This is a genomic window from Burkholderia sp. Bp9090, assembly GCF_003857985.1.
GTDB lineage: Bacteria > Pseudomonadota > Gammaproteobacteria > Burkholderiales > Burkholderiaceae > Burkholderia.
This window is the reverse complement of the sequence record NZ_QTPV01000049.1, coordinates 1-22550: the sequence shown is the minus strand read 5'-3', so window position 1 is coordinate 22550 and position 22550 is coordinate 1. Positions and strand designations below refer to the sequence as shown.

Here is a 22550-nt window from a genome sequence, read left to right as displayed (position 1 = left end):
TGCTCGTGCTGCTGCGCCGTGCCGGGCGCCGTCGTTGCGTGCCTTCCCTGCATCCCGCGGCGGCGCGCCGGCCACCGCGTCCTCGATCGTTACTTGCTGATCTGCGCGCCCACGCCGAAGTACGGTGTCGACGACGTGCTCGAGTTCGCCGACGTCGACGTGACGCCGCCGTTCACCGTGCCCTGGATCAGCGCCGCGTACAGGCCGCCCGTCGCGATCACCACGCCCGATGCGGACGGATAGGTCGCGCCGTTCGCCGGCGTCGTCGTCGTGTTCAGCAGGCCCGGCGTTCCCTGGCCGTAGTCGAGCGTGAAGGCGTCTTCCTCGGCCTGCGTGGTCGGGTTGATGAACGACGCGTTGCTGCCGCGGATCAGTGCCGCCGTGTACTTGAAGTTCGAATCCGCGCCCGCGTAGCCGCCGTCGATCGCGCCCGACTGGATCGCCGTTGCCTTGCCGAGCACCGCGATGCCCGATTCGTCGTCGACCTTGGCGTCGGTGTGCAGCGCGAGGTCGGTGCCCAGATACACGTAGCCCGTGCGGACCACCACCGGCACGGTCGCGCCGTTGAGCTGGCCGATGACCATGTGCGCGGTCGCCGACTTGCCGGTCGTGCCGACGATCGGCAGCGCCGTCTGCGGCAGGATCTGCGGTGCCTTCGTGCTGTCGAGGTAGCCGCCGTTCGCGGTATTGACGGTCCACGGATCGCCGGTCGTCTGGCAGCCCCCCGCACTCGTCGACGTGCACGCGCCGTTCGCATCGAACGTCTCGCTCGAATTCGTACCCTTCGTCGCGTAGTTGCCCGACGGCACGAGGTGGTAGAGCAGCGCGTTGTAGGTGCCCGGCAGCTTCGTGAGGTCGGTCGTCGTGTTCGCGAAGCCGAGGAACGGGTAGAAGTCGAAGTGGCGGTTCGGCACCTGGCCGACGTTCTTGTAGATCGGGACGCCGGCGACGGTGATCGTCAGCCCGTCGTACTGCACCGTCGCGCCGGGGATGCCGCCGCCCGCGACGCCCATGCCGACCAGCAGCATCGGCGGGTTCGCCTGGTTGAAGTCGGCGGCCGTCGAATAGGTCGAGCCGTTCGGTGCCTTGCCCGAACCCGGCGTGAAGACGAACGCGCAGCGCGTCTGCTCCGCGGTCGGCAGCGCGCCGGTCGGCGGGTGGATGACTTTGCCGGTGATCGTGGTGCCGGCGCGGCTCGGCGTGACCGTGCCGGTCGCGAGCGGAATCGGCGATTCGAGCCACTTGAGCGTGTACGTCATCGCGACCGCGTCGATGTTGACGCTGACGATCTCGCCGCTGCCGGCGCCGCCGAGGTAGGTGCTCTTCACGATGTCGGCATCGGCCGGGCACAGCGCGCCGTTGACGGGCTGCGACGGCGGCGGCCCTTGCGTGCCGCAGCTCGATCCGGAACATTGAGGGGCCTCGATCGGCGCGGGCGAGCCGCCGTCTCCTCCCCCACAGGCAATCAGGAAAGGGGCGATGGCAAAGGCCGTTGCCACCCCCTTTGATAAGGCGTGCGACATGCCGCTGTCTCCAATCGTTTAATTGTGCGAGCTAATGTCGCTGCCAGGATTTTTGCTGTCAATTGATGAACTCGTCTAAAAAAGACGATTGAAACAACGCGCGCGCGATGAATCCTTGCGGGATAGCGCTTTCAGTAAGAATTAAAACGCGCGGAGGGCGCTGGAGTGCTGCCGGAGTGGGGCGGCTGCCACGCACGGACGGCGCTCGAGGCCTTCACGCGTATAACGGCAGCGTTTAAAGCGGCGATATCCGGTTTATCCCTATTCGGGATTGACTGGAGAAAGGGGTAAATTAATTTGCCGGCAATTACGCAATGGAAAGCTTGTAAATATTTGTAAATGCGTGATCCGGATTTTTATTTATTGCTTGATGCGGGCAAATAAAAAGCCGGCCAGCGGCCGGCTTTGCATCGCATGCAAGTTGAATCAGCGCTTGAGGCCTTGATCCTCGGCGGCGCCGATGTTGAGGTTCATGCACTGGATCGCGGCGCCCGATGCGCCCTTGCCCAGGTTGTCGAGGCGCGCGACCGTGACGAAGCGCTCCTCGTTGCCGAACACGAACAGGTCGACGCGGTTCGTGTCGTTGTTCGCCTGCACGTCGAAGAAGCCGCTGTCGAGGTTCGCCTCCGCGTTGAACGGCGCGACGCGCACGAACGGCTCGTCCGCGTAGTACTCGGCGAACACGCGCTGCACGTCCTGCGGCGTTGCGCGCTTCGCGAGCTGTTCGGGCGAGAAGTAGGTCGTCACGGCCAGGCCCTTCAGGAACGGCCCGACGATCGGCGTGAAGATCGGCGCGTGCGCGAGGCCCGTGTGCGCGGCCATTTCCGGCAGGTGCTTGTGCGCCAGCGCGAGCGCGTACGGACGCGGGCTCGCGAGCTTGCCGCCCGGCGCCGCGTTTTCGTATTCGGCGATCATCGACTTGCCACCGCCGCTGTAGCCGGTGATCGAGTAGCTGTGCGCGGCGAAGGTCGGCGCGACGATGCCGGCATCCACGAGCGGACGCATCGCGAGCACGAAGGCCGACGCGTGGCAGCCCGGCACGGCGATGCGTTTCGACGTGCGAATCTTCTCGCGCTGCGCGCGGGTCAGTTCCGGCAGGCCGTATGCCCAGTCGGCGCTCGTGCGGAACGCGGTGCTCGCGTCGATCAGCGTCGTGTCCGGGTTCTCGACCAGCGATGCCGATTCGCGCGATGCGACGTCCGGCAGGCACAGGAACGTGACGTCCGACGCATTGATCAGGCGGCGGCGCTCGTCGACGTCCTTGCGCTTCGCTTCATCGATGCGCAGGATCTCGATGTCGCTGCGCGCCGACAGGTATTCGAAGATCTTGAGGCCGGTCGTACCTTCCTGGCCGTCGACAAAAACTTTGGTGCTCATTTCGCTCTCACTGAATGAAACGGGAGCCGCGGCGCCCTGAAACCGCCATTTTAAGACGTCATCCGGCGGGCCTGCACCGCACGGGGCGAAAAAAAGACGGCCCGCGGGCCGTCTTGTGTCCCTGTCACGCGCCTGCGCCGCGTTGCCGTGTCACCGGCGGCGCGAGCGCTCGCGCGTGCCGCCGCGTTCAGCGGCCGCCGGCCAGCCAGCGGGCGGTCGCTTCGGCGACGCGCCGCCCGAACGCCTTCGCGGTCTCGAGGTCGCCGGGCAGCGGGCCCTCGTCGGGCGTCGCGTCCGCCGGCGACTGCGCGAGCAGGCCCGTGAAGCCGCCGACGTAGTTGATGTCGTTGCGGGTGGCCGCCTTCGAGTTGGCCGGCATCATGCCCGTGCCGACCCACACCATCCCATGTTGCATCGCCAGCGTGACGAAATACTGAATCGTCGAGAACTTGTCGCCGTTCATCGTCGCGGAGTTCGTGAAGCCCGCGGCGATCTTGTCCTTCCATTTCTGCGTGAACCACGGTTTCGACGTGGCATCGGCGAACTGCTTGAACTGCGCGGACGGGCCGCCCATGTAGGTCGGCGCGCCGAAGACGATCGCGTCCGCCGCGTCGAGCGCGGCCCAGCCCGCGTCGTCGAGCTCGCCGACGGCGATCAGGCGTGCGGTGGCGCCGGCGTCCTGCGCGCCTGCATGGACGGCGTCGGCCAGTTTCTGCGTGTGACCGTAGCCGCTGTGATAGACGATGACGATGTTCGACATGAAGCGTTCTCCGGAAGGGGACGAAACGGCGGGCACCGCGGCCAGCCGCGTCACGCGCCGCGGTCGGGCGGCGCGACGGATGCGCGGCGGGATGCCGCGACCGGTGCCGCCGAGTCTAGCAAGCCGAAATGACGGGAGAAAAGCGCGCGGGCGGCGCACAGAAATTCGCAGGCGCGGACAATCGCGACCGGCGACCGGCGACCGGCGACCGGCGACCGGCGACCGGCGACCGGCGACCGGCGACCGGCGACACACGGCACACGGCGGACACGCGAGCGCTTACTGCCCGTACGTGACCGTGAGCTGTGCGGTGCCGATCGTCAGCGTGCCGATTTCGTGCTCGAACATCGGGGCGGGGCGTCCTTGCCCGATGCGCAGGTCCGTGCCCTTCAGCGCGTAGACGGTGATCACGTAGCGGTGCGGCTTGCCGGGCGGCGGGCACGGGCCGCCGTAGCCGTCGATCCCGAAGTCGTTGCGCGCCTCGCTCGCACCGATGCGACGCAGGAAGCCCGACGCGCTCGCGTCGGCCGGCAGGCTCGTGACGCTCGCCGGGATGCCGGCGACGGCCCAGTGCCACCAGCCGTGCCCCGGTGCATCGGGATCGAAGATCGTGATCGCGTAGCCGCGCGTGCCGGGCGGCGGGTTGCGCCACCTGAGCTGCGGCGAACGGTTGTCGCCCTTGCAGTCGCCGCGGTCGAACACGTTCGCGGCGCCGACGCGCCCGCCGGGCGTCAGCTCGTCGCTCGACACGGTGAACGGGCCTTCCGCGCGCGCGGGCAGGGTGGTGAACGCAGCGCACGCGGCGGCGGCGCAGAGCAGGACGGCGATGAACGGAGACGAACGACCCGGGGACGCAGGCGAAGTGATCCGGCGATCCACACGCATATGGCGCTTCTCCCGTCACGTGGGCCGGGCCGATGCTCCCGGCATTGTTGGCGTTGTGCGTTGCCCGCGCAGCTGATGGCGACGATGGATCAAGTCTAGCATTAGGGTTCGATGAGCGATGCATGCCGTGGCCCGCGATTCGGGCCGGCCGCGATGCCGATCGACGGACGAAAAAAAACCGCTCGCGGCCAGGCGAGCGGTTTTTTCAGCCAGGGTGCCGGCTGCGTGCCGGCTCGGCGTTACTCCTTCGGGGCCGTCGCGCCGCCGTGCGCGGCCGACCACTCGGCCGGCGCATGCAGGAACTTCTCGACTTCGTCGAGCGTCTTGGTCTCGAAGTAGCCCGACGCCTTCGCGACGCGCAGCACGTCCCACCAGGTCGCCAGCGCGTGCAGGTCGACATCGATGTCCTTCAGGACCGACACGCTTTCCTTGAAGATGTTGTAGTGGAACAGCACGAAGCAGTGGTTCACCGTCGCGCCCGCGGTGCGCAGCGCGTTGACGAAGTTGATCTTGCTGCGGCTGTCGGTCGTCAGGTCTTCCACCAGCAGCACGCGCGAGCCTTCTTCCAGATGACCCTCGATCTGCGCGTTGCGGCCGAAGCCCTTCGGTTTCTTGCGCACGTACTGCATCGGCACCATCATGCGGTCCGCGAGCCATGCCGCGAACGGGATGCCGGCCGTCTCGCCGCCCGCCACCGAGTCGATCTGCTCGAAGCCGACGTCGCGCATGATCGTCGTTTCCGCCATTTCCATCAGCGCACGACGCACGCGCGGATACGAGATCAGCTTGCGGCAGTCGATGTAGACGGGGCTTGCCCAGCCGGACGTGAAGATGAACGGTTTTTCGGCGTTGAAGTGCACCGCCTGCACTTCGAGCAGGATTTTGGCGGTCGTATCCGAGATCGACTGACGATCGTAGCCTGTCATGGGCATTCCTTGGGTGATGAGCGAAGAGCGGGCGCGGGCCCGGTGGCGCAGCAAGGGGAACCTGCCCGAGGGGCCGGGGTGCGATCGACGGACCCATCGGGCCAACAATCGCATCGCTGCGCGCGTAGCCCGCTATTTTACCCGATTCAGGCCGGTTTTCGGCGGAATTCGCGCAGGTTCGGCGCGCGGCTCGCCACCGGTGAAACAAACGGGGCACGACCAGCCCGATGCTGATGGCAAGGATGCCGCGCTGCACCAACAGGCGGCATTTAGGGGGTGTACACTAGGCGACCCTTAGAAATCGTTCAGTACTTTGTACTTTCCTCTTGCCACCCGCCAAGGTTCGATGGCGTGCCGACCCGGCGCGTCGCGTGCCGTCTCGCAGTCGACCACCCCCTCGATTCAAGCAGACGCGGCCCAAGGTGCTGTGTACTGAACCGTCAAAAATTTCGCATGTCTCTCGCAGGTCAATCATGGACGAACAACTGAAGCAGGCCGCTCTCGCTTATCACCTGAACCCGAAACCCGGCAAGATTTCGGTCACCCCGACCAAGCCGCTGTCGAACCAGCTCGATCTGTCGCTCGCGTATTCGCCGGGCGTCGCCGCGGCGTGCGAGGCGATCCACGCCGATCCGCTCGACGCGCAGAAGTACACGTCGCGCGGCAACCTCGTCGGCGTCATCACGAACGGCACGGCCGTGCTGGGCCTCGGCAACATCGGCCCGCTGGCCGCGAAGCCGGTGATGGAAGGCAAGGGCTGCCTGTTCAAGAAGTTCGCGGGCATCGACGTGTTCGACATCGAACTGTCCGAGTCCGACCCCGACAAGCTCGTCGAGGCGATCGCGATGCTCGAGCCGACGCTCGGCGGCATCAACCTCGAGGACATCAAGGCGCCGGAGTGCTTCTACATCGAGCAGAAGCTGCGCGAGCGCATGAAGATCCCCGTCTTCCACGACGACCAGCACGGCACCGCGATCATCGCGTCGGCCGCGATCCTGAACGGCCTGAAGGTCGTCGGCAAGAAGCTGTCCGAAGTGAAGCTCGTGTGTTCCGGCGCGGGCGCGGCAGCGATCGCTTGTCTGGACCTGCTGGTGAACCTGGGTCTCACGAAGTCGAACATCCTCGTCGCCGATTCGAAGGGCGTGATCTACGAAGGGCGCGGCAACCTCGACCCGTCGAAGCAGCGCTATGCGGCGACCACCGACGCGCGCACGCTCGCCGACGCGATCGTCGGCGCGGACGTGTTCCTCGGCTGCTCGAGCGCGGGCGTGCTGAAGCAGGACATGGTCAAGACGATGGGCGAGCGCCCGCTGATCCTGGCGCTCGCGAACCCGGAGCCGGAAATCCGCCCGGAAGACGCGAAGGCCGTGCGCCCGGACGCGATCGTCGCGACCGGCCGTTCGGACTACCCGAACCAGGTCAACAACGTGCTGTGCTTCCCATTCATCTTCCGCGGCGCGCTCGACGTCGGCGCGACGACGATCACGGAAGAAATGAAGCTCGCGTGCGTGCGCGCGATCGCCGAGCTGGCCCAGGAAACCGACCAGAGCGAGGAAGTCGCGAAGGCGTATGAAGGCCACTCGCTCGAGTTTGGGCCGGACTACCTGATTCCGAAGCCGTTCGATCCGCGCCTGATCATCAAGATCGCGCCGGCCGTCGCGCAAGCCGCGATGGATTCGGGCGTCGCCACGCGTCCGATCCAGGACATGGACGCATACCGCGAGCAACTCGGCGCGACCGTCTACCGCACCGGCATGGTGATGCGCCCGGTGTTCGCGACCGCGAAGACGAAGCAGGCGCGCATCGTGTTCGCCGAGGGCGAGGACGAGCGCGTGCTGCGCGCCGCGCAGTTCGTGCTGCAGGAAAAGATCGCGAAGCCGATCATCGTCGGCCGTCCGTCGGTCGTCGAGATGCGCCTCGCGAAGATCGGCTCGAAGCTGAAGGCGGGCGTCGATTTCGAGATCGTGAATCCGGAAGACGATACGCGCTACCACCGCTACTGGCAGGCGTACCACGAGATCGGCGCGCGTGACGGCGTCACGCCGGAAGTCGCGAAGGCCGCGCTGCGCAAGTTCAACACGCTGATCGGCGCGATGCTCGTGCACCTGGGCGACGCGGACGGCATGATCTGCGGGATGATCGACACGTACCACACGCACCTGAAGTTCATCGAGCAGGTGCTGGGCCGTGCGCAGGGCGCCGAGCACTACGCGGCGATGAACCTGCTGATGCTGCCGGGCCGCAACCTGTTCCTGTGCGACACGTACGTGAACGAAGTGCCGAGCGCGGAACAGCTCGCCGACATGACGATCCAGGCAGCCGCCGAGATCGAGCGTTTCGGCATCGCGCCGAAGGCCGCGCTGCTGTCGAACTCGAACTTCGGCAGCGCGCCGTCGGCATCGTCGCGCCGCATGGCCGAGGCCCGCAAGCTGATCAGCGAGCGTGCGCCGACCCTCGAAGTCGACGGCGAAATGCACGGTGACGCGGCGCTGTCGGAAGCGGTCCGCAAGGCCGCGTTCCCGGGCACGACGCTGTCGGGCGAAGCGAACCTGCTGATCATGCCGAATGTCGAGGCGGCGAACATCGCGTACAACCTGCTGAAGATGGTCGGCGGCGAAGGCGTGACGGTCGGCCCGTTCCTGCTCGGCGCCGCGAAGCCGGTCCACATCCTGACGCCGGCCGCGACCGTGCGCCGGATCATCAACATGACGGCAGTGGCCGCCGCGAACGCGAACACGAAGTAAGTTCGCGCCCGCGTGCGCCGCGCGTCATGCGCGGCGCAATGAAAAACGCCACGGAACCTGCGTTCCGTGGCGTTTTTTTATGCACTGCCGTGGGCGGGGCTACGCGGCGGCGGGCGTCCCGACCGCGAACACCCGCCGCGCGCCGTCACGCGACCTGCTGATGCGACTGGCCGCCCGTCGGCGAACGCCACTTCGCGAGCAGCGTGTCCCACTTCTGGCGTATCGCGCGCAGGTTGTTCTCCTTCACGTGGCCGTAGCCGCGAATGCCGTCCGGCAGCGCCGCGAGCTCGAGCGCGAGCGGACGGTTGGCCGCGTTCAGCTTGCCCAGCACTTCGCCGATCAGCGCTTCGTACTCGCTGATCAGCGCGCGCTCGGTGCGGCGCTCCGCGGTGCGGCCGAACGGGTCGAGCCCCGTGCCGCGCAGGAACTTCGCCTTCGCGAGCAGCCGGAACGCCGACAGCATCCACGGGCCGTACGCCTTCTTCACGAGATGGCCGTGTGCGTCCGTTTTCGCGAACAGCGGCGGTGCGAGGTGGAACTTCAGTTTCCAGTCGCCTTCGAACTGCGACGACAGGCGCGCGAGGAACGCGGGATCGGACTGCAGCCGCGCGACCTCGTACTCGTCCTTGTACGCCATCAGCTTGAACAGGTTGCGCGCGACCGCTTCGGTCAACGGCTCCTGCACGGCGTCGCCGTCCGCCAGCGCGCGTTCGGCCGCCCGCACCGTGTCGACGAAGGCCGCATAGCGCGATGCGTACGCGGCGTTCTGGTACGCGGTGAGGAACTCCACGCGCTTCGCGATCAGTGCGTCGACCGCCTTCTTCGTGTGCAGCGCGATCACCGTGGCGCCCTGCGCGTGGCGTGCATCGCCGGCCGCAGCCTGCTTCACGCTCGCGAGGTCGTGCGCGGCGCGGCGGCCCCAGTCGAACGCCGCGCGGTTCTTCTCGACCGACACCGCGTTCAGCTCGATCGCGCGTTCGAGCGACGCGAGCGTGAGCGGCAGCCAGCCCTTCTGCCACGCGTAGCCGAGCACGAACGGGTTCGTGTAGATCGCGTCGCCGAGCAGTGCAACCGCGAAGCGGTTCGCGTCGATGAAGTCGACGGCTTCACCGGCTGCCGCGCGGATGTCGTTCTCCGCGGACAGGCCAGGGAACGCCCAGTTCGGGTTCTTGATGAACTCGGCGGTCGGCGTCTGCGCGCTGTTGACGACCACGCGCGTCGCGTCGTGCCGCATCCGCGACGTGCATTCGTCGCCGGCCGTGACGATCGCGTCGCAGCCGATCACGAGGTCGGCTTCGCCCATCGCGATCCGCGTCGCGTGGATGTCGGTCGGCGCGTGCGAGATCTGCACGTGGCTCATCACGGCGCCGCCCTTCTGCGCGAGGCCGGTCACGTCGAGCACGGTCACGCCCTTGTTCTCCAGGTGCGCGGCCATCCCGAGCAGCGCGCCGATCGTGACCACGCCCGTGCCGCCGACGCCCGTGACGAGCACGCCGTACGCACGGTCGATCCCCGGCAGCGTCGGCTCCGGAATCGGCGGCAGCGCGCCGCCGTCGACCGACACGGCCTTCGGCTTCTTCAGCTGGCCGCCTTCGACCGTGACGAAGCTCGGGCAGAAGCCCTTCACGCACGAGAAGTCCTTGTTGCAGCTCGACTGGTTGATCTGGCGCTTCGTGCCGAATTCCGTTTCGAGCGGTTCGACCGACAGGCAGTTCGACTGCACCGAGCAGTCGCCGCAGCCTTCGCACACCGCGTCGTTGATCACGACGCGCTTCGCCGGGTCCGGATACGTGCCGCGCTTGCGGCGGCGGCGCTTCTCGGTCGCGCAGGTCTGGTCGTAGATCAGGATCGTCGTGCCTTCGATCTCGCGCAGCTCGCGCTGCACGTCGTCGAGCTGGTCGCGGTGATGAATCGTCACGCCCGGTGCGAGCAGGGCTTTCTGGCTGTCGTACTTCTCCGGCTCGTCGGTGACGATCACGATCTTCTTCGCGCCCTCGGACGCGAGCTGGTGCGTGATCTGCGGCACCGTCAGCACGCCGTCGACCGGCTGGCCGCCCGTCATCGCCACGGCATCGTTGTAGAGGATCTTGTAGGTGATGTTCGCCTTCGACGAGATCGCCGCGCGCACCGCCAGCAGGCCCGAGTGGAAATAGGTGCCGTCGCCGAGGTTCGCGAACACGTGCTTCTCGTCGGTGAACGGTGCCTGGCCGATCCACGGCACGCCTTCGCCGCCCATCTGGCTGAAGGTGCTCGTGCTGCGGTCCATCCACACCGTCATGTAATGGCAGCCGATCCCGGCGATCGCGCGCGAGCCCTCCGGCACGTTGGTCGACGTGTTGTGCGGGCAGCCCGAGCAGAACCACGGCTTGCGCTCGGTCTGCACATGCGGCTTCGCGAGCGCCATTTCCTTCGCGTTGATCACCGCGAGCCGCGCGGCGATGCGCGCGCGCACGTCGGACGGCAGCTCGAACTTCTCGAGGCGCGTCGCGATCGCCTTCGCGATGATCGCGGGCGACAGTTCGTAGTGCGCGGGCAGCAGCCAGTTGCCCATCGGCACCGACCATTCGCCGCCGGCGCCGTCCTTCTCGTCGAACTTGCCGAACACGCGCGGGCGCTGCGCATCGGGCCAGTTGTACAGCTCTTCCTTGATCGCGTATTCGAGGATCTGGCGCTTTTCCTCGACGACGAGGATTTCGTCGAGGCCGCGCGCGAACGCCTGCGCGCCCTGCGCTTCGAGCGGCCACACGCAGCCGATCTTGTACAGGCGGATGCCGATCCGCGCACAGGTTTCGTCGTCGAGGCCGAGGTCGGTCAGCGCCTGGCGCACGTCGAGGTACGCCTTGCCGCCCGTCATGATCCCGAAGCGCGCATTCGGCGAGTCGATCTCGATCCGGTCGAGCTTGTTCGCGCGCACATAGGCGAGCGCCGCGTACCACTTGTAGTCGAGCAGCCGTGCTTCCTGCACGAGCGGCGGGTCCGGCCAGCGGATGTTCAGGCCGCCTTCCGGCAGGATGAAGTCGGTCGGCAGCACGATCTCGGTGCGATGCGGGTCGATGTCGACCGACGCCGACGATTCGACCACGTCCGTCACGCACTTCAGCGCGACCCACAGGCCCGAGTAGCGGCTCATCGCCCAGCCGTGCAGGCCGAAGTCGAGATATTCCTGCACGTTGGACGGGAACAGCACCGGCAGCCCGCAGGCCTTGAAGATGTGTTCGGACTGGTGCGCGAGCGTCGACGATTTCGCCGCGTGGTCGTCGCCGGCGAGCACGAGCACGCCGCCGTGCTTCGACGAGCCGGCCGAGTTCGCGTGCTTGAAGACGTCGCCGGTGCGGTCGACGCCCGGGCCCTTGCCGTACCACATGCCGAACACGCCGTCGTGCTTCGCGCCGGGGTACAGGTTGACCTGCTGCGAGCCCCACACGGCGGTGGCGGCGAGATCTTCGTTGAGGCCGGGCTGAAAGACGATCTGGTGGGCCGCCAGGTGCTGCTTGGCTTTCCAGAGCGACAGATCGAGGCCGCCGAGCGGCGAGCCGCGGTAGCCGGAAATGAAGCCGGCCGTATTGAGGCCGGCGGCGCGGTCGCGTTCCTGCTGCAGCATCGGCAGGCGCACGAGCGCCTGGATGCCGCTCATGTACGCGCGGCCGCGTTCGAGCGTGTATTTGTCGTCAAGCGTGACGGACTTCAGCGCGGCTTCGAGCGATGCGCGTTGGCCTGCGTCTAGCGGGGCATTCATTAACAGTCTCCTCCACCCAGTTTGGGATCACCAAAGCTTCGATTGCGTCGACGTCTTGTGAACGTATCGGCAGTGGCCGGCATATTGGCCGGTTTTAAGTGATGGTAGCACTGGGATAAACCCGCCGACCACCGGCCGGCGTGCCGCGGCACGCCGACTAAATGGCGCGACTATGCGTTACATCATGTAAAGGCATGTAAAGCCGCGCCCATCATCGGACAAATGCCGTTAATCTTGTCGGCCTGCCGGAGGTGCCCGGTCGCGTCGGCTCGTTTCGACGCAACCGGGGAGGCGCCGGCAGTTTTACAGGAGGTGCAATGAACACACGTCATATCCAGAGTTTCCTGATCGTGTCCGCCGCGTTCTTCGCGATGACCGGCCCGGTGCACGCGCGCGGCGCGAGCGCACTGGCGGCAGCCGGCGCGCAGATGCGTCAGATCGCGCCGGCGCAGGATGCCGACGCACAGCCGGCGGCCGCGCGTGCGGTCGTGTCGAAGGCGAACGTGCGTTGATCCGTTCGCGCGGCCGCCGGGCCGCGCCGGAATGACGAAAGGGCGGGAATCGCAGGATTCCCGCCCTTTTTCCTTGTGCCGCCGATGTTCGCGCGGACGCCCGGGCCAGCCGGGCGCCGCGCGGCCTTCTGCGTCAGGCCTTGTCCTGGACCACGCCGCGGCGGATCTGGTCGAGCTCGATCGATTCGAACAGCGCCTTGAAGTTGCCTTCGCCGAAGCCCTGGTTGCCCTTGCGCTGGATGATCTCGAAGAAGATCGGGCCGATCTGGTTCTCGGTGAAGATCTGCAGCAGCAGGTCGTCGCGGGCGCCGTCGATCAGGATCTTGCGCTTCTTCAGCTCGTCCAGCGATTCGCCGTGGTTCGGCACGCGGCGGTCGACCAGTTCGTAATACGTGTCGATCGTGTCGAGCAGCTTCACTTCCTTGCCGCGCAGGCCGTCCACCGCGCCGTAGATGTCGTTCGTGCCGAGCGCGATGTGCTGGATGCCTTCGCCGTGATAGGCGTCGAGGTATTCCTGGATCTGGCCGGCCGTGTCCGAGCCTTCCTCGTTGATCGGAATCCGGATCTTGCCGCACGGCGACGTCATCGCCTTCGACTTCACGCCCGTCACCTTGCCTTCGATGTCGAAATAGCGCACTTCGCGGAAGTTGAACAGCCGCTCGTAGAACTCGGCCCATTCCTGCATGCGGCCGCGATGCACGTTGTGCGTCAGGTGGTCGATGTAGGTGAGGCCGTGGCCGACCGGGTTCGGGTTCGCGCCGGCGATCGGTTCGAAGTCGACGTCATAGATGCTGATGTCGCCGATCGCGCCCGGTTGCGCGCCGTTCTTGCCGCGCCAGCGGTCGACGAAATAGATCAGCGAATCGCCGATGCCCTTGATCGCCGGGATGTTCAGCTCCATCGGGCCCGTCTTGTTGTCGAAGCCCCACGCGCCGAGTTCGAGCGCGTGCTGGTAAGCCTTCGCGGCGTCCTGCACGCGAAATGCGATCGCGCAGATCGACGGGCCGTGCAGGCGCGCGAAGCGCTGCGCGAACGAATCGGGCTCGGCGTTGATGATGAAGTTGATGTCGCCCTGGCGGTAGACCGTCACGTCCTTGTGACGATGGCGGGCGATCGCGGTGAAACCCATCCGCTCGAACAGTTGTCCGAGCGCTTTCGGATCCGGCGCGGTGTATTCGATGAATTCGAAGCCGTCGGTGCCGACGGGGTTGTCCCAGTTGGGGATCTGCATGTCGTGTCTCCTGTGCGGGGCGATCGGCCGGCGCGACGTGCGCGTGTGCGGCCCGGTTCGATGTCGAACGCGGCGCACGTGTCGGCGTGCGCAACGAATCGGTACGTGCGACAAAGTGTAGCGGGCGGGCGCGAGCGAAAACTTGCGAACTTAATCGTCCGTGCCTACGATGGCGCAATTTCCAGTCTGGAAATAATCAACGGAGGGCAGAAAATGGCGCAAGCCGAATTGGATGCCATCGACCGGCGGATTCTGGCGATTCTTCAGGAGAACGGCCGCCTGTCGAACCAGGAGATCGCCGAGCGCGTGAACCTGTCGCCGAGCCCGTGCCTGCGGCGGATCCGGCGGCTCGAGGAGATCGGCGTGATCACCGGCTACGTCGCGCTGCTCGATCCGCAGAAGCTCGGGCTCGACCTGCTGGCGTACGTGAGCGTGCGGCTCGAGAAGCGTGGTGGCCTGGCGCCGGTCCGTGCCGACGAGACGTCGGCGCGCGCGGGCGCGACCCACGCGGAACTGTTCCGCGCGGCCGTGCAGACCTGGCCGGAGGTGGTCGCGTGTCATGCGATGACGGGCGACATGGATTACTTGCTTCGCGTGCAGGTCGAGGACATGGCGCACTTCTCCCGCTTCGTGCAGGAGCACTTGCTGCACCATCCGTCGGTGATCGACGTGAAGACGAGCTTCTCGCTCGAGTGCTTCAAGGAGACGACGGCGTTGCCGATCCGCTCGGTGCGCTAGTGCGCGGCGGGGGAAGGCGAGAAGGAAGGGAAGGCCGGGCGCCCCGCAGGGCAGCCCGGTCGGCCGATGTTATGCCGTCAGCGCGGCAGGCATCAGCGATTCGATGAACTTCGACGTGCGGTGTGCCTGGCGCTTGAGCGCGTAGTCGAACACCGCGGCCTGTTCCTGCAGCATCTCGGCGAGGATCGTCGCGTGGTCGGCCGGCGGCAGCGACAGGTACGCATCGGCTTCGCCGTACGCGTATTCGATCCGCATCCCGGATTTCTTCGCGATGTGCATCATCGTCGCGTTGCGCGACAGGCAATGCATGTACAGCATCGTCACGCGGGTATTGCGGCTGCGGATCGCCGCGCGCTCGAACAGCTTCGAGCCGACGCCACGTCCGCGGGCGCTTTCGAGCACCGACACGCCGAATTCGGCCGTGCGCTTGTCGCCTTCCGCGGGCAGATACGCCAGGTGGCCGACGCCGATCAGTTCGAGCCCATGGTCGAACACGCCGAACACCGTGTCGCGACCGAAGTCGATCGTACGGACATAGTTCTCGATCACGTGGTCGGGCACCATCTGGCCGAAGCGCAGCAGGCGGTCCTCTTCGTTGAGCGAGAGAAAGTGGGTGAGCATTCGCTCACGGTCTTTGGAAGCCAGTTCCCTGACGAGAACCGGCGCAGTACCGGCGTGGCCGACAGCATCGGCACGGCGGTCGAGTTGCGTGTTCATCGTGGGTTCCTCAGTCTGTAGCCGCACAAGCAGCTTGTGCAATGCAACAGCATTTTACCCGAGCGGGTTGGGGAAAACCCGTATTTGACGTTATTTGTGCCGAGGACGAATTCTAAATCCGCTTAGTTCATTTGCTATCTATTTGATTTATAAGCGATTTAAAATTAATCACATGAAATGCGCGGCGGCCTGTCGCAGTGTACCCGCTGCGCAACGCATGCTGCTGCGCGGCAATCACGCGCCGGACGACAGCCCGTGCTCCATCAGGTCGATCACCTGCTCGGCGAAGTCGCGGTAGCCGAGGCGGCCGCCCGGCTTGAGCCATGTGAACGTCCAGTTGATCATCCCGAACACCATCATCGTGACCGACGTCTGGTTTTCCTTCGAGATCCGGTCCGGATAGGCGCGCGCGAGCTGGCGCGCGAATGCCGCGACGATGTCGCGCTGGCGGTCGAGCACGATTTCGCGCTGGGCGTCCTCGAGATACTTCACGTCGTTGAGCAGCGCGACATGGCGGCTGTGCGACGTCTCGTACTCGGCGAGGAACGCGCGCACCAGCTCGGCGAACGCGTCGCGTTCGCTGAGGCCGCGCCGCTGGCTCGCACCTTCAACCTCGGCGATGATCAGCATCAACCGCTTCGTGTAACGGTCGAGCAGGTCGAACAGGATCGCTTCCTTGCTCTCGTAATAGTGATAGAGACGTGCCTTCGACGTGCCGCTCGCGGTCGCGAGATCGGACATCGACGTGCTCGGGTAGCTCGTCTGCGCGAATTTCTCGGCGGCGAGATCGAGGATCTGCTCGCGCTGGGATTCGTGGTCGGGCGCTCGGGTACGGGCCATGGTCGAATGCGAAAGAGTAGCGTTAGCGAGGCGCGGCGGGCGCGCGCACCTGCGTGGAAGAAAGGGCGGCCGGCGCGTCGTCCTGCAGCTCGAGCCGGCCGGCTGCCGCGAGTTCGCGGCAGCGCCACCAGGCGATCGAGTCGCTGACGAACAGCCCGCCGCGGTCGGCGCCGGCCATGATGCCGCCGACGACGCGTCGAGCGGGCAGCCAGCCGGTTTCCGCGTGCGCGACGATCAGCGCGTCGAGGTCCGCGTATTGGCCGCTCTTGATGGTGTTGCTGACCCAGTAGCGCAACTCGGCATTCAGGTGCTTCGCCTCCTGCCATTCGAGTGCGAGGCGGCCGATGCGCAGCACCGAGATCGGTGCGGCCAGCGGCCGTTTGCGCGCGAGCGCCGCCGGCGAGAACATCCCGGTCGAACAGGCCTGGTCGGTACGGGTCAGCGCCGCGCGCTGCGGCGCGTCGAGGTCCGCGGCCGACAGCCGCACCTCGTTCAGGCGCTGCGGCACGTTGCGCAGGTGATAGGCGACGCGGCGCAGCAGCAGCTTGTCGCCGACGCTCGGCGCGTGCCAGACGACCACCTGGCCCGTCTCGGTCGCGAGCTGGTCGAGGCGGGCGAATTCGCCTTCGATTTCCGCGTTCCAGTCGGGAATCGCGTCGCCGAGCACGCGCTGCCAGAAGGCGGCGCGCGTGTCGGGCGTCTCGTCGGCGCCCTTCAGCGGACCGACCGCGAGATCGTCGAGCAATCCGACGACGCGCTCGTCGCGTCCGGCTTGCGCGAGGGCCTCGCGCAGCGACGCGGCGGCGGTGCCGCCCTGAATCACGTGAATGGTACTCATCGGTCTGTCGTCAACAAAAGAAAACCGCCGGCCGGGCGGACGTGAAGACGTCCAGCCGGCCGGCGGCCCCTAGTGTAAGCGAGATGTGTGACGACGAGAAACCGGCGCGGCGCGCCGGCGCGACGCCGCTCAACGCTCGTCGAAGCTCACGACGACCTTGTCGCTGATCGGGTGGCATTGGCACGTGAGCACGAAGCCGTCCTTCACTTCGTGTTCCTCGAGCGTGTAGTTCTTCTCCATCCGGACCTCGCCTTCGACCACCTTCGCCCGGCACGTGCAGCACACGCCGCCCTTGCACGCGTACGGCAGCGCGAGGCCCGCGCGCAGGCCGACGTCGAGCAGGCTCACGCCTTCGTACGGCAGGCGCAGCTTGCGTTTCTTGCCGTCGAGCACGATTTCGAGGTCGGCAGCCGGCGTCTGGTCGGTGATCTCGACGACGGGCGCGCCCGCCTGCGGCAGCGGCGTGCCGAAGCGTTCGACGTGCACTTTCGCCTGCGGCACGCCGGCTGCCTTCAGCGCGGCTTCGGCCGCGTCCATCATCGGCGCCGGGCCGCAGATGAACGCTTCGTCGATTGCGTCGGCTGGCGTCAGCGTCGCGAGGAATTCCGCGCATTTCGCCTGGTCGAGCACACCGTTGAACAGCTCGACGTCCTGCTGGTCGTCCGACAGCACGTGGTACAGGACGAAGCGGCTCATGTAGCGGTTCTTCAGGTCCTCGAGTTCCTCCGCGAACATGATCGCGTCGACGCTGCGGTTGCCGTAGATCAGCGTGAACGTGCTGCGCGGTTCGAGTTCGAGCGTCGTCTTCACGATCGCGAGCACCGGCGTGATGCCCGACCCGCCGGAGAACGCGACGTACTGCTTGCCGTGGTCCGCGTTCAGATGCGTGAAGAAGCGGCCGTCCGGTGTCATCACGTCGATCGTGTGACCCGGCTGCAGCGTGTCGAACGCGAAATTCGAGAAACGGCCGCCGCGCACGCGCTTGATGCCGATGCGCAGTTCGCCGTCGCGGTCGTAGTCGGTCGTGCCGACGCAGATCGAGTACGACCGGCGCGTTTCCTCGCCGTCGATGTGGGTCTTCAGCGTGACGAACTGGCCCTGCGTGAAGCGGTACGCGTCGCGCAGCTCGGGCGGCACGTCGAAGGAGACGGTAACGGCGTCGGCGGTCTCGGGCCGCACGTCGCGGATACGCAGCGGGTGAAATTGCGGGGTTGACGACCCCCGCCGGGCCGCCCCAACGGGGGCGTCGGCCCCCTCGGGGGGCAGCGAATGAAGAGAGCGTGGGGGCTGTTTCATTTCAGTAAGGTTTGAAGTAGTCGAAGGGTTCGCGGCAGTCGACGCAGCGATACAGCGCCTTGCAGGCCGTGGACGCGAATTGCGCGAGGCGCTCCGTGTTGGCTGAGCCGCAGCGCGGGCACACGGGCGCCGCGACGGGGCGCGGCACGAAACGCACGACGTTTTCCCGCGGCGCGGCGCTGCCGCACTGGCCGACGGGCGGCGCGATCCCGTACGCGCGCAGCTTGTCGCGCGCTTCCTGCGTGATCCAGTCGGTCGTCCACGCGGGGGCGAGCACCGTCTCGATTCGGTGCGGCGGCAGGTCGGCGGCCTGCATTGCCGCGGCGATGTCCTCGGCGATCTGCGACATCGCCGGGCAGCCGGAGTAGGTCGGCGTGATCACGACTTCGAGCTGGCCGTCGTCCGCGCGACGGACGTCGCGCAGGATGCCGAGCTCGCGGATCGACACGACCGGAATCTCGGGATCGGGCACGGCTTCGAGCACGTCCCACGCGCGCGCGAGCAACGGATCGTTGCGGTGCGCGGCGGGCGTCGGGTCGGCGGGGGCGGCGGGGGCGGCGGTCTGGACGGACATCGTCGGGCTCCGTTGGGGCGGCGGGTTACCAGGTCGCGCCAGGGTGCTGGCGCGCGAGGCTCTGCATTTCCGCGAGCAGGTAGCCCATGTGCTCCGAGTGCTCGCCCTGCTTGCCGGTGCTCACGTGCTGCACGGGCGCCGGCAGGGTGAGCGTCGCTTCCGCGAGCGCTTCGTCCACGTCCGCGCGCCATGCGGCTTCGAGCGCGGCCGGTGCCGGCCCGATGCCCGATGCGCAGACCGCGTCGTCGATCGCGTCGGCCGCGAAGCATTCGCGCGTGTACGGAATCAGGTAGTCCAGCGCGGCCTGAGCGCGGCGATGCGATTCGTCGGTGCCGTCGCCGAGGCGCACCAGCCATTCGCGCGCGTGCTGCACGTGATAGCGGGTCTCCTTCACCGATTTTGCGGCGATCGCGGCCAGTTGCGCGTCCGTCGACGTTTCGAGCGCGGTCCACACGTGCAGCATCAGCGTCGCGTAGAGGAAGTTGCGCACGATCGTCACCGCGTAATCCTTGTCGGCGTGCGCGGTGCCGGCGATCGGGCCGTAGTGCGGCAGCTCGGCGAGCGTGAAGTTCGCGAACTCGCGCTCCGTGCGGAAGTACGCGTAATCGTCTTCCGTCTTCGTCGCGCCGTTCAGCTGGCGCTCGAGTTCGGCTGCGTGCGTATACAGCATGCGGGCCTGGCCGATGAGGTCGAGGCTCATGTTGGTGAGCGCGATGTCTTCCTCGAGGATCGGGCCGTGGCCGCACCACTCGGCGTTGCGCTGACCGAGGATCAGCGCGTTGTCCGCGAGGCGCAGCACGTAGGAGAGGTGTTCGGGCGTGATCGTCATGGCGCGGGCGTTACATGTGGTTGACTTCGTCGGGCAGCGTGTAGAACGTCGGGTGACGGTAGATCTTGTCGCCCGCCGGTTCGAACAGCTCGGCCTTCTCGGCCGGATCCGACGCGGTGATCGCCGACGACGGCACCACCCAGATGCTCACGCCTTCCTGGCGGCGCGTGTAGACGTCGCGCGCCATGCGCAGCGCCATCGACGCGTCGGCCGCGTGCAGGCTGCCGCAATGCTTGTGGTCGAGGCCCTGCTTGCTGCGCACGAACACTTCCCAGATCGGCCATTCCTTGTTCATCACTCTCTCCTGAATCCTGTATTCGATGGTTGCCGCTCAGGCGGCGTGCTGTTCGGCGCGGGCGCGGCGCTTCGCCTCGTGCGCGAGCGCGGCTTCGCGCACCCATGCGCCGTCGTCGTGCGCTTTCACGCGGGTCGCGAGGCGTTCCTTGTTGCACGGGCCGTCGCCGTTGACGACGCGCCAGAATTCGTCCCAGTCGATCGCGCCGTAGTCGTGGTGGCCGCGTGCCTCGTTCCATTTCAGGTCGGGGTCGGGCAGCGTCACGCCGAGCACCTTCGCCTGGTCGACCGTGGCGTCGACGAACTTCTGCCGCAGGTCGTCGTTCGTGATCCGCTTGATGCCCCATTTCGCGGACTGGTTGCTGTGGACCGAATCGGCGTCGCTCGGGCCGAACATCATCAGCACCGGCCACCACCAGCGGTTCACCGCCTGCTGGACCATCGCACGCTGCGCGTCGGTGCCCTTCATCATCGACAGCAGCGCATCGAAGCCCTGGCGCTGGTGGAACGACTCTTCCTTGCAGACGCGGATCATCGCGCGCGCGTACGGGCCATACGTGCAGCGGCACAGCGGGATCTGGTTCATGATCGCGGCGCCGTCGACGAGCCAGCCGATCACGCCGACGTCGGCCCAGGTCGGCGTCGGGTAGTTGAAGATGCTCGAGTATTTCGCCTTGCCGGCGTGCAGCGCGTCGATCAGCGAATCGCGCGAGACGCCGAGCGTTTCCGCCGCGCTATATAGATAGAGGCCGTGACCGGCTTCGTCCTGGACCTTCGCGAGCAGGATCGCCTTGCGCTTCAGGCTCGGCGCGCGCGAGATCCAGTTGCCTTCCGGCAGCATGCCGACGACTTCCGAGTGCGCGTGCTGCGAAATCTGGCGCACCAGCGTCTTGCGATAGGCGTCGGGCATCCAGTCCTGCGGTTCGATCTTGCCGTCCGCGGCCATGACCGCGTCGAACCGCGCCTGCTCGGGCGACTCGGCTGCGGCGTCGAGCGATGCGACGTTGCCGGGGATGTCGAGGGATTGCGTGTACATGGCGGAGGATCTCGTCCGGTTGAATGTGTGCGAAGTATAAACCAACCGACCGGTCGGTTAATAAATTTCTCGCGGATTTGCGGGGAGATTCGGGTAAACGTGGGGCGTCGGGGCGGGATCGTCAGGGCAGGAAGGCGGGCCGGCACGTGAGACGGGCGGCTTCTGCGGCACAATGCCCGCTTTCCGATAAGGATTTCGCCGATGTCATTTCGAAGCAGTTTCGTCGCGACCGTGCTGGGCACGTCCGTGTTCCTGTCGCCGCTTGCCGCCTCGGCCGCACCGGCCGGGTGGGTCGCCGCGTGGGCGACCGCATTGCAGCCGATTCCCGACCTGGCTGCGCCGCCGCCGCTCTATCGCGCGCCCGACGTGGGCGGACGGACCGTCCGGCAGATCGTCTACCCGACGGTATCGGGGCATGCCGCGCGGATTCGCGTGAGCAATGCGTACGGTCGCGCGCCGCTGGTGATCGAGGGCGCCGGTCTTGCGCGCGCGGGTGACGGCGCGGCGCTTGCCGACGGGGCGAGTGCTGCCGTGCGCTTCAGCGGCAAGGCGTCGGTGACGCTCGCGCCGGGCCAGGAACTCGAAAGCGACGCGGTGGCGATCGACGTGATGGCCGGGCAGCCGTATGCGATCAGTCTGCGGATGGGCGCGAACCAGCGGATGACCGTGTGGCACCGCGTGTCGAACCAGCTCAATTTCGTATCGGCGCCGGGTGATCACGTGAACGATCCGGGCGGCGGTGCCTTCCGTGTGCGCTTTACCCAGTATGCGTGGGTGACCGAACTGGCCGTCGAGGCCGGGGTCGCGCGGGCGAGCGTCGCCGCGATCGGCGACTCGATCACCGACGGGCTGCGCTCAAGCCTGAACCGCAACCGTCGCTGGCCCGACGCGCTGGCGCGCCGGCTGTTCGCGGCAGGTTCGGATTCGCTTGGCGTCGTGAATCTCGGGATCAGCGGCAATCGTCTGCTGAGCGATTCGGCGTGCTACGGCACGTCGCTGGCGTCGCGGTTCGAGCGCGATGCGCTGTCGCGCGCGGGGGTGAAGGCGGCGATCGTGCTGATCGGTATCAACGACATCAACTTTGCTGCGATGCCGCCGCGCGCGGGGCTCGATTGCGACAACCCGCATACGCAGGTCACGGCGGCATCGTTGATCGACGGCTATCGCCGGTTGATCGAGGCTGCACACCGCCGGGGGGTGAAGATCTTCGGTGCGACGCTCACGCCCGCGGCGTTGCCGGCCGGGCGCGAGGCGATCCGGCTCGAGGTGAACCGGTGGATCCGAAGCGGCGGCGGGTTCGATGGTGTGGTCGACTTCGACGCGGTACTGCGCGATCCGGCGCGCCCGAGTGTGCTGCAGCGCCGCTACGACAGCGGCGACGGCATTCACCCGAGCGACGCCGGTTACACGGCGATGGCCGACGCGGTGCCGGTGGAGCGGCTGCAGGCCGTGGCTGGCGGCAAGTAAACTCGCCATATATATAGAACGACGGATTGCCGGCCGCTTCAAGGTCGCCGGAGGCACGTAGTTCATCGAACCCCAAGCCCCCGTGCGCGGCAGCGCACGTGGGCTTTTCAAAATATTTTCACAAAGGGGTTGCGCAGACGAGGGCAGGTACTTAGAATCACGCCTCTTTCGCGCTAACGGAAACGCGGCGCGGGGGAAGAAGGGAAGCGGTGCTGTCGGGCGGGTCG

The 22550-nt window shown here is 66.9% G+C and carries 19 protein-coding genes; 4 read left to right on the top strand and 15 right to left on the bottom strand.

Annotation, left to right across the window (positions count from 1 at the left end; all coding sequences use genetic code 11):
- Nucleotides 1-89 precede the first annotated feature (89 nt).
- The 5 genes from DIE16_RS30880 to DIE16_RS30855 all read right to left on the bottom strand — a co-directional run bounded on the left by DIE16_RS30880 (nt 90) and on the right by DIE16_RS30855 (nt 5471).
- Nucleotides 90-1523 carry a DUF2957 domain-containing protein gene (locus tag DIE16_RS30880; RefSeq protein WP_124489231.1) on the bottom strand — a complete coding sequence of 478 codons (1434 nt, stop codon included), beginning with the start codon at nt 1521-1523 and terminating at the stop codon, nt 90-92.
- Nucleotides 1524-1949: 426 nt separating this feature from the next.
- Nucleotides 1950-2900, bottom strand: a complete 951-nt coding sequence (gene argC / locus DIE16_RS30875; RefSeq protein ID WP_124489232.1) for an N-acetyl-gamma-glutamyl-phosphate reductase — start codon at nt 2898-2900, stop codon at nt 1950-1952.
- Between the two features lie 187 nt (nt 2901-3087).
- Nucleotides 3088-3660: a flavodoxin family protein gene (locus DIE16_RS30870; RefSeq protein ID WP_044846329.1), complete on the bottom strand. Its 573-nt coding sequence runs from the start codon at nt 3658-3660 to the stop codon at nt 3088-3090.
- Between the two features lie 279 nt (nt 3661-3939).
- Nucleotides 3940-4545: a YbhB/YbcL family Raf kinase inhibitor-like protein gene (locus DIE16_RS30860; protein WP_044846328.1), complete on the bottom strand. Its 606-nt coding sequence runs from the start codon at nt 4543-4545 to the stop codon at nt 3940-3942.
- A 239-nt stretch (nt 4546-4784) separates the two neighbouring features.
- Complete coding sequence (locus tag DIE16_RS30855) at nt 4785-5471, bottom strand: orotate phosphoribosyltransferase (protein ID WP_006752465.1); 687 nt, start codon at nt 5469-5471, stop codon at nt 4785-4787.
- A gap of 473 nt (nt 5472-5944) precedes the next feature.
- On the opposite strand from DIE16_RS30855, the gene DIE16_RS30850 reads away from it, so the two are divergent.
- Complete coding sequence (locus tag DIE16_RS30850) at nt 5945-8215, top strand: NADP-dependent malic enzyme (protein WP_124489234.1); 2271 nt, start codon at nt 5945-5947, stop codon at nt 8213-8215.
- 145 nt (nt 8216-8360) lie between these two features.
- Here the strand turns inward: DIE16_RS30850 and DIE16_RS30845 are convergent, their stop codons facing one another.
- Complete coding sequence (locus DIE16_RS30845; RefSeq protein ID WP_124894034.1) at nt 8361-11951, bottom strand: indolepyruvate ferredoxin oxidoreductase family protein; 3591 nt, start codon at nt 11949-11951, stop codon at nt 8361-8363.
- Between the two features lie 317 nt (nt 11952-12268).
- On the opposite strand from DIE16_RS30845, the gene DIE16_RS30840 reads away from it, so the two are divergent.
- Nucleotides 12269-12463, top strand: coding sequence for a hypothetical protein (locus DIE16_RS30840; RefSeq protein ID WP_044846325.1), 195 nt, complete (start codon nt 12269-12271; stop codon nt 12461-12463).
- A 133-nt stretch (nt 12464-12596) separates the two neighbouring features.
- On the opposite strand, the gene hppD is transcribed toward DIE16_RS30840, so the two are convergent.
- Nucleotides 12597-13694: a 4-hydroxyphenylpyruvate dioxygenase gene (hppD, locus tag DIE16_RS30835; protein ID WP_124571406.1), complete on the bottom strand. Its 1098-nt coding sequence runs from the start codon at nt 13692-13694 to the stop codon at nt 12597-12599.
- 213 nt (nt 13695-13907) lie between these two features.
- Here hppD and DIE16_RS30830 point away from each other — a divergent pair, with 213 nt between their 5' ends.
- Nucleotides 13908-14432, top strand: coding sequence for an Lrp/AsnC family transcriptional regulator (locus DIE16_RS30830; RefSeq protein WP_011655746.1), 525 nt, complete (start codon nt 13908-13910; stop codon nt 14430-14432).
- 69 nt (nt 14433-14501) lie between these two features.
- On the opposite strand, the gene DIE16_RS30825 is transcribed toward DIE16_RS30830, so the two are convergent.
- The 8 genes from DIE16_RS30825 to paaA all read right to left on the bottom strand — a co-directional run bounded on the left by DIE16_RS30825 (nt 14502) and on the right by paaA (nt 20856).
- Nucleotides 14502-15149: a GNAT family N-acetyltransferase gene (locus DIE16_RS30825; protein ID WP_044846322.1), complete on the bottom strand. Its 648-nt coding sequence runs from the start codon at nt 15147-15149 to the stop codon at nt 14502-14504.
- Between the two features lie 234 nt (nt 15150-15383).
- Nucleotides 15384-15989: a TetR/AcrR family transcriptional regulator gene (locus tag DIE16_RS30820; RefSeq protein WP_059682891.1), complete on the bottom strand. Its 606-nt coding sequence runs from the start codon at nt 15987-15989 to the stop codon at nt 15384-15386.
- Between the two features lie 22 nt (nt 15990-16011).
- Nucleotides 16012-16827 carry a DUF1835 domain-containing protein gene (locus DIE16_RS30815; RefSeq protein ID WP_124489238.1) on the bottom strand — a complete coding sequence of 272 codons (816 nt, stop codon included), beginning with the start codon at nt 16825-16827 and terminating at the stop codon, nt 16012-16014.
- Nucleotides 16828-16956: 129 nt separating this feature from the next.
- Entirely contained in the window at nt 16957-18093 is a 1137-nt protein-coding gene (gene paaE / locus DIE16_RS30810; RefSeq protein ID WP_044846378.1) for a 1,2-phenylacetyl-CoA epoxidase subunit PaaE, read from the bottom strand.
- Nucleotides 18094-18124: 31 nt separating this feature from the next.
- Nucleotides 18125-18697, bottom strand: coding sequence for a 1,2-phenylacetyl-CoA epoxidase subunit PaaD (gene paaD, locus DIE16_RS30805; protein ID WP_124894033.1), 573 nt, complete (start codon nt 18695-18697; stop codon nt 18125-18127).
- A 25-nt stretch (nt 18698-18722) separates the two neighbouring features.
- Nucleotides 18723-19526: a 1,2-phenylacetyl-CoA epoxidase subunit PaaC gene (gene paaC / locus DIE16_RS30800; RefSeq protein ID WP_124489240.1), complete on the bottom strand. Its 804-nt coding sequence runs from the start codon at nt 19524-19526 to the stop codon at nt 18723-18725.
- A 10-nt stretch (nt 19527-19536) separates the two neighbouring features.
- Nucleotides 19537-19821, bottom strand: a complete 285-nt coding sequence (gene paaB / locus DIE16_RS30795) for a 1,2-phenylacetyl-CoA epoxidase subunit PaaB (RefSeq protein ID WP_006752453.1) — start codon at nt 19819-19821, stop codon at nt 19537-19539.
- A gap of 36 nt (nt 19822-19857) precedes the next feature.
- Nucleotides 19858-20856 carry a 1,2-phenylacetyl-CoA epoxidase subunit PaaA gene (paaA, locus tag DIE16_RS30790; RefSeq protein WP_044846317.1) on the bottom strand — a complete coding sequence of 333 codons (999 nt, stop codon included), beginning with the start codon at nt 20854-20856 and terminating at the stop codon, nt 19858-19860.
- Between the two features lie 201 nt (nt 20857-21057).
- Here paaA and DIE16_RS30785 point away from each other — a divergent pair, with 201 nt between their 5' ends.
- Complete coding sequence (locus tag DIE16_RS30785) at nt 21058-22323, top strand: SGNH/GDSL hydrolase family protein (protein ID WP_124894032.1); 1266 nt, start codon at nt 21058-21060, stop codon at nt 22321-22323.
- Nucleotides 22324-22550: the final 227 nt, after the last annotated feature.